The sequence below is a fragment of the Ideonella sp. genome, assembly GCF_036277275.1.
Taxonomy (GTDB): domain Bacteria; phylum Pseudomonadota; class Gammaproteobacteria; order Burkholderiales; family Burkholderiaceae_C; genus Ideonella.
On the sequence record NZ_DASUNH010000114.1, the window covers coordinates 1 to 11,814 of the forward strand.

General features: G+C 67.8%; 13 protein-coding genes. 7 read left to right on the top strand and 6 right to left on the bottom strand.

All coding sequences use genetic code 11. The features are described 5' to 3' along the window. From VFY73_RS19125 to VFY73_RS19140, 4 genes are all read left to right on the top strand, one after another. Positions 1–696, top strand: a 696-nt coding sequence (locus VFY73_RS19125; protein ID WP_329721719.1) for a PilT/PilU family type 4a pilus ATPase, incomplete at its 5' end; no start/stop codon positions are given. 24 nt (positions 697–720) lie between these two features. Further along, the gene (locus VFY73_RS19130; protein WP_329721721.1) at positions 721–1,395 is read left to right on the top strand and encodes a cyclic nucleotide-binding domain-containing protein; all 675 of its coding nucleotides are present in this window, start codon (positions 721–723) and stop codon (positions 1,393–1,395) included. A 36-nt stretch (positions 1,396–1,431) separates the two neighbouring features. Next, a complete protein-coding gene (locus tag VFY73_RS19135; protein WP_329721723.1) occupies positions 1,432–2,568 on the top strand; it encodes a PilT/PilU family type 4a pilus ATPase in 1,137 nt (378 codons plus the stop codon). 151 nt (positions 2,569–2,719) lie between these two features. After that, positions 2,720–3,607: an NAD(P)-dependent oxidoreductase gene (locus VFY73_RS19140; RefSeq protein ID WP_329721725.1), complete on the top strand. Its 888-nt coding sequence runs from the start codon at positions 2,720–2,722 to the stop codon at positions 3,605–3,607. Positions 3,608–3,645: 38 nt separating this feature from the next. On the opposite strand, the gene VFY73_RS19145 is transcribed toward VFY73_RS19140, so the two are convergent. The 3 genes from VFY73_RS19145 to VFY73_RS19155 form a co-directional block, all read right to left on the bottom strand. Then, positions 3,646–4,272, bottom strand: a complete 627-nt coding sequence (locus tag VFY73_RS19145; RefSeq protein WP_329721727.1) for a BON domain-containing protein — start codon at positions 4,270–4,272, stop codon at positions 3,646–3,648. Between the two features lie 49 nt (positions 4,273–4,321). After that, positions 4,322–4,930 (bottom strand): SIS domain-containing protein, encoded by a 609-nt coding sequence (locus tag VFY73_RS19150; protein ID WP_329721729.1) that lies wholly within the window; start codon positions 4,928–4,930, stop codon positions 4,322–4,324. Positions 4,931–4,995: 65 nt separating this feature from the next. Continuing rightward, positions 4,996–5,421, bottom strand: a complete 426-nt coding sequence (locus VFY73_RS19155; RefSeq protein ID WP_329721731.1) for a YraN family protein — start codon at positions 5,419–5,421, stop codon at positions 4,996–4,998. Here VFY73_RS19155 and rsmI point away from each other — a divergent pair. Beyond that, positions 5,420–6,367 (top strand): 16S rRNA (cytidine(1402)-2'-O)-methyltransferase, encoded by a 948-nt coding sequence (rsmI, locus tag VFY73_RS19160; RefSeq protein ID WP_329721733.1) that lies wholly within the window; start codon positions 5,420–5,422, stop codon positions 6,365–6,367. The two genes, VFY73_RS19155 and rsmI, sit on opposite strands and share 2 nt — an antisense overlap. A gap of 8 nt (positions 6,368–6,375) precedes the next feature. Here the strand turns inward: rsmI and VFY73_RS19165 are convergent, their stop codons facing one another. Beyond that, on the bottom strand, positions 6,376–6,783 hold the full coding sequence (locus tag VFY73_RS19165; RefSeq protein ID WP_329721735.1) for a hypothetical protein: 408 nt from the start codon (positions 6,781–6,783) through the stop codon (positions 6,376–6,378). A gap of 132 nt (positions 6,784–6,915) precedes the next feature. On the opposite strand from VFY73_RS19165, the gene tldD reads away from it, so the two are divergent. Next, the gene (gene tldD, locus VFY73_RS19170) at positions 6,916–8,379 is read left to right on the top strand and encodes a metalloprotease TldD (protein WP_329721737.1); all 1,464 of its coding nucleotides are present in this window, start codon (positions 6,916–6,918) and stop codon (positions 8,377–8,379) included. A gap of 78 nt (positions 8,380–8,457) precedes the next feature. Next, complete coding sequence (locus tag VFY73_RS19175) at positions 8,458–9,501, top strand: GSCFA domain-containing protein (RefSeq protein ID WP_329721739.1); 1,044 nt, start codon at positions 8,458–8,460, stop codon at positions 9,499–9,501. Between the two features lie 29 nt (positions 9,502–9,530). Here the strand turns inward: VFY73_RS19175 and VFY73_RS19180 are convergent, their stop codons facing one another. Together VFY73_RS19180 and VFY73_RS19185 are read right to left on the bottom strand one after the other, a co-directional pair. Then, positions 9,531–10,265: an acyltransferase gene (locus VFY73_RS19180; RefSeq protein WP_329721741.1), complete on the bottom strand. Its 735-nt coding sequence runs from the start codon at positions 10,263–10,265 to the stop codon at positions 9,531–9,533. An 81-nt stretch (positions 10,266–10,346) separates the two neighbouring features. Next, positions 10,347–11,684, bottom strand: coding sequence for a hypothetical protein (locus VFY73_RS19185; RefSeq protein ID WP_329721743.1), 1,338 nt, complete (start codon positions 11,682–11,684; stop codon positions 10,347–10,349). Between the last annotated feature and the right edge of the window lie 130 nt (positions 11,685–11,814).

Genomic DNA, 11,814 nt, shown 5'->3' on the forward strand with positions numbered 1-11,814 from the left:
GACATCGCCGACCAGCCGCGCGGCATCGTGCTGGTCACCGGCCCCACCGGCTCGGGCAAGTCGACCACGCTCGCCGCGATGGTGAACCACATCAACGAGAACGAGCAGGGCCACATCCTCACCATCGAGGACCCGATCGAGGTCGTGCACGAGTCGAAGAAGTGCCTGATCAACCAGCGCGAGGTCGGCCCGCACACGCTGAGCTTCTCGAACGCGTTGCGCGCCGCGCTGCGCGAAGACCCTGATGCGATCCTGGTCGGCGAGCTGCGCGATCTGGAGACCATCCGCCTCGCGCTGACCGCGGCCGAAACCGGCCACCTGGTGTTCGGCACGCTGCACACGTCCAGCGCCGCGAAGACGATCGACCGCGTGGTCGACGTCTTCCCCGCGGCCGAGAAGGACATGGTGCGCGCGATGCTGTCCGAGTCGATGCAGGCCATCATCTCGCAGACGCTGTGCAAGACCAAGGACGGCAGCGGCCGTGTCGCGGCGCACGAGATCATGCTGGGCACCGCCGCGATCCGCAACCTGATCCGCGAGAACAAGATCGCGCAGATGTACTCGTCGATCCAGACTGGCCAGAACCTGGGCATGCAAACGCTGGACCAATGCCTGGCCGACTTGGTGCGCCGCAATCTGATCAGCGCCAACGAGGCACGCGTGAAGGCGAAGTTCCCCGAGAACTTCCCGGGCTGACGGCGGGGGCGAGGAGAGTCGGCAATGACAGTCGGTGGATTCCTGTTGCGGTGGTGGCGGCCGGCCAAGCCCAAGCCGGTGGCGCGCCAGCGTGCCGACGATTCGGGCTTCTATGCCACGCAGTTTGTCGACCGCCACGATGAAGCGCGCCGGGTCGCTTCCTGGAAACAGCGCCCAGCCGACCTGCGCGAGGGCAAGCACGACGAATCCAGCGGCATCACGGCCATGGTGCGGCTGTTCAGCCAGGACCGTGCGATGGCTGCGCTCGGTGCGCAGCCGCTGCAAGTGCTGGCAAGCCACCTCGAGTATGTCGAGCTCGACGCCGGCAAGCGCATCTTCAACCAGGACGAGCAAGGCGATTTCCTGATGATCGTGCTGCAAGGCGCCGTGGCCGAGGAGCGCGCGCAGCCGTCGGGCATCAAGGTCAGGCTGGGCGAGGTGCGCGCCGGCGAAGTGCTGGGCGAGCTCTCGGTGCTCGACGGCGGCACTCGGTTGTGCTCGTGCACCGCCCTCACGCCCGTTCACCTGGCCGTGCTGGCCCAACCGACGCTGGACCGGCTGCTTGAAGAGGAGCCGCGGCTGGCCGCCGCGCTGCTGGGCTGGCTGGCCAAGCGATTGTCGTTGCGCCTGCGCCAGGTCAGCGCCCGCGTTTCGGTGCTGCTCAGCCGCATGCCCGCCACTACCGAACAACCGCGCTAGAACCGCCTCCTATTCCCTGTATTCCGGAGACCCACCATGGAACGCGACCAGGCCTCGAAATTCGTCAGCGACCTGCTGCGCCTCTTGGTCACCCGCAACGGTTCGGACCTGTTCCTGACCGCTGATTTCCCGCCTGCGATCAAGGTCGACGGCAAGGTCAGCAAGGTGTCGCCGCAGCCGCTGTCGGGTGCACATACGATCACGCTGGCCCGCGCGATCATGAACGACAAACAGGCGGCCGAGTTCGAGCGCACCAAGGAGTGCAACTTCGCGATCTCGCCGACGGGCATCGGGCGCTTTCGCGTCAGCGCCTTCCTTCAACAGGGCCATGTCGGCATGGTGCTGCGGACGATCCCGGCGCACATCCCGACGGTCGACGAGCTGGGCCTGCCGACGATCCTGAAAGACATCGCGATGACCAAGCGTGGTCTGGTCATCATGGTCGGCGCCACCGGTTCGGGCAAGAGCACCTCGATGGCGGCAATGGTCGACTGGCGCAATGAGAACGCGCAGGACCACATCATCACCGTCGAGGATCCAGTCGAATTCGTCCACCCGCACAAGAACTGCATCATCACGCAGCGCGAAGTCGGGATCGACACCGAAGACTGGGACATCGCGCTGAAGAATTCACTGCGCCAGGCGCCGGACGTGATCCTGATGGGCGAAGTCCGGGATCGCAAGACCATGGAGCTGGCGGTCGCCTTCGCCGAAACCGGCCACTTGTGCATGGCCACGCTGCACGCCAACAGCGCCAACCAGGCGTTGGACCGGATCATCAACTTCTTCCCCGAAGAGCGGCGCGACCAGCTGCTGATGGACGTGTCGCTGAACCTGAAGGCGATGATTTCGCAGCGCCTGATCCCGCGCCAGGAAGGCAAGGGTCGCCGCGCGGCGGTCGAGATCATGCTCAACACGCCGCTGATGGCCGACCTGATCTTCAAGGGCCAGGTGGGTGAGCTGAAGGAGCTGATGAAGCGCTCGCGCGAGCTCGGCATGCAGACCTTCGACCAGGCGCTGTTCGACCTGTACGAAGGCCAGGTCATCTCGTACGAAGATGCGCTGCGCAACGCCGACTCGGTCAACGACCTGCGGCTGCAGATCAAGCTCAACAGCCAGCGCGCACGCGTCTCTGACCTGTCGGCCGGCACCGAGCATCTCACTATTGTGTAATTGGGCCCCCACGCCCCTTCCAGGGGCTGCCCCCCGAGGGGGCTCGCGCAGCGGACCGGCGAAGCCGGATCCGCGCACGCCACTTGGAGAGCGGCGGCTGCTGCGCAGCGCCGCGTGAATCCCGCCAGCACAGGCCACGGATGGAGCACCGATGAAGACGTACGAAGCGATTGCGCCGCGGCGCGTGGCCTTTCTTGGTTTGGGCGTGATGGGGGGGCCTATGGCGGCGCATCTGGCGGCGGCGGGGCACGCGGTGACGGTCTACAACCGCACGGCGGCGAAGGCGCAGGCGTGGATCGCCGAGAACGGGGGCTCGTCGGCGGGTACGCCACGGGCAGCAGCCGAGGGCGCCGAGTTCGTGTTCGCTTGCGTCGGCAATGACGACGACCTGCGGGCGGTCACGCTGGGGCAGCAAGGCGCGTTTGCCGGCATGGCACCGGGCACTGTCTTTGTCGACCACACCACGGCGTCGGCCGATGTTGCACGTGAGTTGCACGCAGCGGGTTTGCAGCACGGCATCCACTTCATCGACGCGCCGGTGTCGGGCGGCCAGGCCGGTGCCGTCAACGGTGCGTTGACCGTCATGTGCGGTGGCGATGCGAAACCCTTCGACGCGATGAAGCCGGTCGCGATGGCCTACTCGCGCGCGGTGACGCTGCTGGGGCTCAGCGGTGCCGGCCAGCTGGCGAAGATGGTCAACCAGATCTGCATCGCCGGCCTGGTGCAGGGCCTGGCCGAAGCGATCGCCTTCGGCCAGAAGGCGGGGCTGGACATGACCACGGTGCTCGACGTGATCGGCAAGGGCGCCGCGCAAAGCTGGCAGCTGGACAACCGCGGCAAGACCATGGTCGACGACAAGTTCGACTTCGGCTTCGCGGTCGACTGGATGCGCAAGGACCTGGGCCTGGTGCTCGACGAAGCCCGCCGCACCGGCGCGCGCGTGCCGGTAACTGCGTTGGTGGACCAGTTCTATGCCGACGTGCAAGCCCAGGGCGGCGGCCGCTGGGACACATCGAGTCTCATTCGCCGCCTGAAATAGGCGCCCGCGCCCTCTCACGGGCGCGCCGGGGTCGTCGACTACTTCTTGGTGTCGAGCGCCTTCAGCTCGGCCTCGCTGATCATCTCGAACACCCGCACCACCTTCTGCACGCCGCTGACGGTGCGGGCCACTTCGGCGGCCTTGTCGGCCTCCTTCTCGGTCACACGGCCCATCAGGTAGACGGTGCTGCGTTCGGTGATGACCTTGATTGCGCTGGCCTGGATGTTGCCGTTGTCGATGAACGCGGCCTTGACCTTGCTCGTCAGCAGCGCATCGTTCGAGCGCGCGGTCAGTGAACTGAACCCCATCACCGCGGCTTCATTGACCGTCGAGCGCACGTTGTCGATCCCCGCAATGGCCTTTTCGGCCGCTTCGCGGTCGGCATCGGTCGCCACTTCGCCGGTGATCAGCACCAGGCGGTTGTAGCTCGTCACGTTCAAGTGCGCGCGCTCACCCAGCGCTTCTTTCAGACGCGGGCCGGCCTTGAACTCGATCGCCTGGTCTTCGAGCTGAGCGCCCGAGGTACGGCGGTCGTTGTACATCAACGCACCGGAAGCGACCGCGCCGCCAATGAGCAGCGGGGCGCAGGCGGTGGTCAGCGCCGAGGTGACAGTGGCCAGGGCCAGCGTGGCCAGCAAGGAAAAACGTCGGGGCATCATGGTCATGGTGTGGGCACAGGTTGAGGGCGATCGATGACAGGCTGAGTCGCACGACTCAGCTTGGTTCGGCATCACCCAGCAGTTGAAGATCGATCGCGTCGCACAGCGCGTGCAGCACCAACAGGTGCATCTCGTGCACGCGGGCCGGTCGCTCGTGCGGCACGGCGATCCAGACATCGGTTTCGCCCAGCAGCGCGGGCAGGGCCGAGGCCTCGCCGGCGGGACCGCTGAGCAACACCACGCTCATCTCTTTGGCATGGGCCTCGCGCACCGCGGCCAGCAGCGCGGGGTCGTCGCCACCGGTGCAGCAGGCCAGCAGCAAGTCGCCTGGCTGCCCAAGCGCCCGGACCTGCAGCGCCAGGCCCAGCGCGCTGTCGCCGGCCAGCTCGCCATGGGCCTGCAGCGGTTGCGCCAGGCCGGGGCCCAAGGCCAGCGCGGCCAAGGGCGGGCGCTCACGTTCGAAGCGCAGCATCAACGCGGAGCACAGCCACTGCGCCAGCAGTTGGCCGCCCCCCTGTCCGCAGGCCAGCAGCTTGCCGCCCGCGGTGAGGCAGCCCACCGCGGCCTGCGCCGCATCGGCGATCGGGCGGGCCAAGCCATCGGCGACCTGGTACATCAGGTCGGCGCATTCGAAAAACTGCTGCTGGATTCGGGCTTCGAGCATGGGCGCCGATGATAAAGGCCAGGCCCGGCCTGGCCGTGACGGCGTCGGCCGGCCGCAGCGGCGGCTCAGCCCGCATCGAAGGCCGCGCGCAGCCAGACCAGCTCGTCGCCATCGATCGCAACGACGTCGAAGCGGCAAGGTGGCGGCCGAGGCAGGCGGGCGAGGTAGTGCTGGGCGGCATAGACCAGCCGGGCTTGCTTGACGGCCGAGACGCTGGCTGCCGCGCCACCGGCCTCGCGGCTGCGACGCGCGCGCACCTCGACGAATACGAGCGTGCCGTCCCGATCGCGCAAGATCAGGTCGACCTCGCCGGCGCGTCGGGACCGGCCCCGAGCGACCCGATAATTGCGCTCGATCAACTGCAGACCGTGTTGCAGCAAATAGGCCAGTGCCCGCGCCTCGCCGCTGGCGCCGGTGGCCTGCCGGCTCGTGGCCGGCGCCCCTTCCGCCGAGGCTGCGTCCGCGCGCTTGGGCTTGGACTTGAAGAACATGCACTCCCCTTCCCCGCTCGCGCTGACGCAGGCCGCCGCCCAGGTGGCGGGTGGCCAGCACTACCCGGCGGCCACGCTCTACGTGGTGGCCACGCCGATCGGCAACCTGGCGGACTTCAGCCTGCGCGCGGTGCACGTGCTGGCATTGGTCGACGCGGTGGCTTGTGAGGATACCCGGGTCACCGCCGGGTTGATGCGCCACCTGGGGCTGGACAAGCCGCTGATCGCGCTGCACGAGCACAACGAACGCAGTGCGAGCGAACGTGTGGTGGCGCGGTTGGCAGCCGGGGAACGGGTGGCCTATGTCAGCGACGCCGGCACGCCGGCCGTGTCGGACCCGGGCGCGATGCTGGTCGAACAGGCGCGGGCGGCCGGCTGGCGGGTGCTGCCGATCCCGGGCGCCAGCAGTGTCGTGACCGCACTGAGCGCAGCCGGGCACGCGCCATCGGATGCGAGCGACAGCGCCGCCTTTCACTTCGCCGGTTTCCTGCCGCCCAAGGGCGCCGAGCGGCTGGGCGCGCTGGACGCCGCCCTGGCCCAGCCTTGCGCCTGCGTGCTGTTCGAAGCGCCACATCGCGTGGCCACCCTGTTCGACCAACTGGCCGACCGTGCGCCAGCCCGACGCGTGACCGTCTGCCGAGAGCTGACCAAGCAGTTCGAACAGATCGAAACGCTGGACGCCGCGGCCCTGCCCGCATGGCTGGCGGCCGATCCGGTGCGGGTCAAAGGCGAATTCGTGCTGGTGCTGCATGCAGCCCCCGTTGCGCCGACCATCGAAGGCGACGACGCCGTCAGCGGCGCCGCGCAGCGCACGCTCACCGTGCTGCTGCGCGAGTTGCCGCTGAAGCAGGCGGTGGCGTTGGCGGCCGAGATCAGCGGCGCACCGCGCAACGCGCTTTACGCACGCGCGCTGGCCGACAAGCGCTCAGTCGACAACGCCGACTGAATCGCCGCTCACTGGACCGGCGCGGGGTGCGCGGGCACGGAAGGGGCCACCGGCTTGGATGCGCCATCGTGCTTCTGGCGGTAGATGTCCTTGTCGGCGCGGTTCTGCAAATGGCGGATGCGGCGGCGCTCCTGCGTCGACACGCTGCCATCGGCGGCGGCCTTCTTCTGCGCCCGGTCGACGGCCTTTTGCTCGGCGTGCAGCCGCCGCGCCTCGTGTCGGGTCAGCTCGCCGGACTGCTTGCCGGCCTGGATGCGGTTCTGCTGGTTGTGCTCTTGCTTGTCGATCACCGGGGTGTGGGTGCCACGCGGCGCCGGCTCGACAGAGGGCATGGCCGGCGTCGGTGCGACCTGGCCGAAGCTGGCGCCAGAGACAGCCGCCAGCGCGGCGGCGGCAAGGAAATGGCGGAAGTTCATGTTGTTCCTTTTTGTGGTCGGTCGCCGATCGGCGGCACCTGTCCATAACGCCGGCTGTCAGGGGCTGGACGACGGCGAAGTGCAAAGCCATGTAAAGCCGCATGGCGCGAAGGCTCTGCCTACAATCGGCCGATGATCGCCCGCGAACCCACCCTTGAGCGCCTGGGCGTCGCCCAAGGCTTGCTGCTGGACCCTTACCAACTCAACGAGGCCACGCTGGCGCGGGCCCTCGGCGTGATCGCCGAGCATCGGGTCGACGACGCCGACCTGTACTTCCAGTACACCCGCCATGAAGGCTGGAGCCTGGAGGAGGGCATCGTCAAGAGCGGCAGCTTCTCGATCGACCAAGGTGTCGGCGTGCGTGCGGTGGCGGGTGAGAAGACCGCTTTCGCCTATTCCGACGACATCTCGGAAGCCGCCCTGCTCGACGCTGCCCGCACCGTGCGCGCGATCGCCGCGGCCGGCCAGAGCAAGCGCATCAAGGTCGGCGGCCCGACCAAAGTCGCGGGCAGCCGCACGTTGTACGCCCCGATGGACCCGATCGCGACGCTGGACAGCACGCAGAAAGTGGCGTTGCTGGAGCGCGTCGAAAGAATGGCCCGCTCGCGCGACCCGCGGGTGGTGCAGGTGATGGCCGGCCTGGCCGCCGAATACGACGTGGTGATGGTGGCCCGCGCCGACGGTACCCGTGCCGCCGACGTGCGGCCGCTGGTGCGGCTGTCGGTCACGGTGATCGCCGAACAGAACGGCCGGCGCGAGGTCGGCTCCGGCGGCGGCGGTGGCCGCTTCGGGCTGGGTTACTTCCAGGAGGCGCAGCTGGTCGAGTATGTCGACCAGGCCGTCAACGCTGCATTGACCAACCTCGAATCGCGCCCGGCCCCGGCCGGGGAGATGACCGTGGTGCTCGGCTCGGGCTGGCCCGGCGTGATGCTGCACGAGGCGGTCGGCCACGGGCTCGAGGGCGACTTCAACCGCAAGGGCTCGTCGACCTTCTCCGGCCGCATCGGCCAGCGCGTCGCGGCCAAGGGCGTCACCGTGCTCGACGACGGCACGCTGACCGACCGGCGCGGCTCGCTCAACATCGACGATGAAGGCAACCCGACGCAGCGCAACGTGCTGATCGAAGACGGCATCCTGCGCGGCTACATGCAAGACAGCATGAACGCGCGCCTGATGGGCGTGAAGCCGACCGGCAACGGCCGGCGCGAGAGCTACGCCCACGTGCCGATGCCGCGCATGACCAACACCTACATGCTGTCGGGCGACCGGACCAAGGAAGAGATCGTCGCCAGCATCAAGCGCGGCCTCTATGCCACCAACTTCGGCGGCGGCCAGGTCGACATCACCAGCGGCAAGTTCGTCTTCTCGGCCTCGGAAGCCTTCTGGGTCGAGAACGGCAAGATCCTCTACCCGGTCAAGGGCGCCACGCTGATCGGCAACGGCCCTGAGGCGATGACACGCGTCAGCATGGTCGGCAACGACATGCAACTGGACACCGGCGTCGGCACCTGCGGCAAGGACGGCCAGAGCGTGCCGGTCGGCGTCGGCCAGCCGACGCTGCGTATCGACGGCATCACCGTCGGCGGGACGGCGTGAGGTGACCCCCTTGCGCGCAGCGTCCGGCCACCGATAGGGGCCACCAGCAGCTCACAGGCCGAAGGGAGGGCCCGCACGATGAAAGATCCGGCCATCACGACGCCGCTGGAGCAGGTGAGCGCCGAGCAGGCGCGCGAATCCGGCAAGACCAACCCGCGCAGCACCTGGGCGGCGCGCGCCTTTCAGGCGAACCAGGCCGACCAGACGCTGGCATGCCACCGCATCTGGACAGAGCTGCCCGAGTTGCGTGTGGTGCCGAAATTCAAGGTGGACCGCTCGGCCGCGGTGTTCGCCTCGGGTTCATGTTTTGCGCGGGAAGTGGAAGACGCCTTGGTCGACCTCGATTTCAAGGTCGCGACGCATTGCGACGCCTTGTTCTCGCAGGCGCCTTTGCAGCAGGATCCCCAGCTCAACCCGGGGGCGCGACCCCGCGCGTACCTGAATCGCTACAACAGCATGTCGATGCTGGACGAGTTTCGCCACCTACTCGGCACTGCGCCGGAGATCGAAGAAGGTCTGCTGACCTATTCGCTCGACCGTGGCTGCGCCGCCGACCTGCACTACACCCAGTCGCTGCGGCAGGTGGACCTGGCCACGACGCTGCAGCGGCGGCGCATGGTGCGTGAGCACCTCGGCCCGCTGGTGCGTCGCTGCAAGCTGTTCGTGATGACGTTGGGCATGGCCGAATGCTGGTTCGACGCCGCCGCCGGCCGTTACCTGAACAATACGCCGGGTCCGCGTGTGCTGGCCGCGTTTGGCGACCGCCTGTCGGTGCACCTGACGCGCTTCGACCAGCACCGCCAGGCCCTGCAGGCGTTGCACCGCCTGCTGAGCACCGTGCACGGGGACGACTTCAAGGTCGTCATCACTGTCTCGCCGGTGCCGCTGGAACGCAGCTTCCTGGCGCAGGACGTGGTGACGACGAACAGCTACTCAAAGTCGATGTTGCGCGCCGTCGCCCAGGAATTCGCCTCCAGCCACGGCAACGTCGACTATTTCCCCAGCTACGAGTTGGTCAACTACGCCGACCCGAAGACGGCCTGGGCTTGGGACTATCGGCACGTCACGCCAGGGCTGGTCGGCCACATCATGTCGCTGTTCAGGACCCACTACGTGGTCTGAGCCGCGACCTGTTCGGCCACCGAAGCCGGTCAGCGCTTCCAGGTGACCTTGTCTCGAAGCAATTGGGCCGGGGCACCGCCGACCATCGTGTTGGGCTGAACGTTGGTCGTGACCACCGCGCCACTCTCGACGACACTGCCGGCGCCTACCGTCACATCGGGCAGCACCATCGCCCGCCGGCCGAGCCAGACATGGCGCCCGATGCGGATGTGGCGGCGCTGGGTGTGGATCGGCGCACCGGTCTCCGCGTCGCACAGTGCATGCTGGTCACTGCATTGCACGACCACATCTTCCGAGAACTGGCAGTCGTCACCGACGACCAAGTCGGCGTAGGACGCTGCCAGGCGCGACTGGCCCATCGTCGTGTTGTCGCCGATAAAGGCCGTGGCCTTCGCGGCCAGGTGCAGCCCACCGCGCAAGACGGTCCCGGCGCCGATGACGGCCTTCAGGTGGTCACCGCCCAGCACGAGATTGAGTTGCCCCTTCCCGCCCAGCAGCGCGAGGTGCACGCCGCTGACTTGCTTGCCGGCGGCCGGCCCTGACAGCTTGACGTGGCCGAGTTGATCGTGTTCACCGTCCACCGTCGTCAACAGGCAGTCGTCGCCCCAGCTGGCGTCCAGCCCTTTGACCAGCGGCGAATCGCGCAGGTACATCGTTCGCAGCGGCTTGGTCGACGAAACAGGGCAATAGCGCACCAGCGAAGGTGGCAGCCCCATCATGCGGAACAACGGCTCGATCAGGGGCGTTTCGGTCTTGATGGTCATGCGGGAACGGTCGGGGCGCGGCAGGCTGGCATGTTATGCCAGTCACCCCGCCCCCGTTCGGCCGCCCGGCCCGCCGCGATGTCAGCCCTGGGGGCCGACAAACAAGCTCTTGAAGCCGCCACCGATCTGCACCTTGTGGTCGCTGTTCGGGTTGTAGACCTCTTGCCCGACGTGGCCGGACAGCAGCACCCACTCGTTGCGGTCATTCCAGCCGCTGCCCCAGACGCTGGCCAACTGACTGTCGGTGAGCGTCGCCATCTCAACCCCCAGCTTGCGCGCCGCGACGATGCGCAGCACGTTGGTCAGTTGATCGAAGCCGACGGTCACGTCGAAGGTGCGGTTTGAGAATGCCTGATGCTGGGTGGCCGAGCCTTGCGACACGAACAACGGCAGCTTCGTCTTTGAATCCGACGTGATCATGCCGCTGGTGTAGATCGGCCCATCGACGATCGGGATGCCGCCTTGCGCAATGTCGAACCAGACATCGCCGTTCTTGAACCAGGCCACCTGCGACCAGTCACTGACGCCCGAGCGGGCGATCGCGGTGTTGAACAGATACTGGATCTGGCAGGGCTGGCCCGAGGTTTCCTTCATGCAGCTGCGGTTCAGGAAGGTGGCCATCATCTGCTGCTTGACCTGCACCGGCTTGTCGCCGGTCGTTTCGAGCTGGACTGCGCCCAGGCTTTGCACACTGCGCACCCGCGCCGAGGCCGCGCCAGTCCAGGGCTGCAACGGATCTGCCGCGCCCCAGACCTGGCGGAAGTTGATGAAGGTGCCGGTGATGTAGGCGTTGGTACCGGCGCCGTTCTGGCCAGCGGCGCTGTAGGGGCCGAAGAACGGGCTGGCGCCGTCGTCCTGCTTGCCGGAGGTCGTCAACATGCCAACCGCGCCGGCGTTGTCGTCGGCGTTGACGAACACGGCCGACGCACCGTCGCGGTCCTGCGCTTGGCTGTCGCAGCCGTTCGCCCGGCCAGAAGGCGTCCAGCGCAAGGACGGCAACGCTGCGGCATGCGGCAAGGTGGTCAGTCCGGCCACCTTGGCCAGGCGGCTGTCGGACAGGGCCGTCAGCGGACCTTCGGTGCCGCCGGCACAGCCCTGCGCCTGGCCGAAGAACATGATCTTCATACCCGGTCTCAGTGCCGTTTTCGGGTCGTTGGGGTTCCAGGCAGCGAACAGCGCGTTGCCGCCCGAGATCCGGTCGAGCGCGCCGGCGGCGGCCAGCGCCGAGCTCGGACGGAAATACAGCGCGTCGGGCCCGTCCTGCGGCGTGGGGCCGGTGCTGCCGCCCGGGTCCGAGGGCGGCGGGGTGCCGCCGTTCGTGCCGTCGGTGCCGGACGGTGGAGTTTCGTCGGCACCCGCACCGCCGCCTCCACCGCCGCAGGCGGCCACCAGCAAGGCGATTGCAAAAAGCGATGTCACACCAGCCTGCCTTGATGCTGCAGCCGAGAAAGAACCCGTCTTGTACCCGATCGTCCGCATGGCCAACCCCTTGCCTGTCGCGCGGCACACATGCGGCCACGCATGCGGGTTGTTTCGGTCGATTCGGGGG

Bases quoted from the DNA above. Each gene is read 5' to 3' on its own strand.
- VFY73_RS19130 (WP_329721721.1), top strand. From the start codon at position 721: ATGACAGTCGGTGGATTCCTGTTGCGGTGGTGGCGGCCGGCCAAGCCC.
- VFY73_RS19135 (WP_329721723.1), top strand. From the start codon at position 1,432: ATGGAACGCGACCAGGCCTCGAAATTCGTCAGCGACCTGCTGCGCCTC.
- VFY73_RS19140 (WP_329721725.1), top strand. From the start codon at position 2,720: ATGAAGACGTACGAAGCGATTGCGCCGCGGCGCGTGGCCTTTCTTGGT.
- VFY73_RS19145 (WP_329721727.1), bottom strand. From the start codon at position 4,272: ATGACCATGATGCCCCGACGTTTTTCCTTGCTGGCCACGCTGGCCCTG.
- VFY73_RS19150 (WP_329721729.1), bottom strand. From the start codon at position 4,930: ATGCTCGAAGCCCGAATCCAGCAGCAGTTTTTCGAATGCGCCGACCTG.
- rsmI (WP_329721733.1), top strand. From the start codon at position 5,420: ATGCACTCCCCTTCCCCGCTCGCGCTGACGCAGGCCGCCGCCCAGGTG.
- VFY73_RS19155 (WP_329721731.1), bottom strand. From the start codon at position 5,421: ATGTTCTTCAAGTCCAAGCCCAAGCGCGCGGACGCAGCCTCGGCGGAA.
- VFY73_RS19165 (WP_329721735.1), bottom strand. From the start codon at position 6,783: ATGAACTTCCGCCATTTCCTTGCCGCCGCCGCGCTGGCGGCTGTCTCT.
- tldD (WP_329721737.1), top strand. From the start codon at position 6,916: ATGATCGCCCGCGAACCCACCCTTGAGCGCCTGGGCGTCGCCCAAGGC.
- VFY73_RS19175 (WP_329721739.1), top strand. From the start codon at position 8,458: ATGAAAGATCCGGCCATCACGACGCCGCTGGAGCAGGTGAGCGCCGAG.
- VFY73_RS19180 (WP_329721741.1), bottom strand. From the start codon at position 10,265: ATGACCATCAAGACCGAAACGCCCCTGATCGAGCCGTTGTTCCGCATG.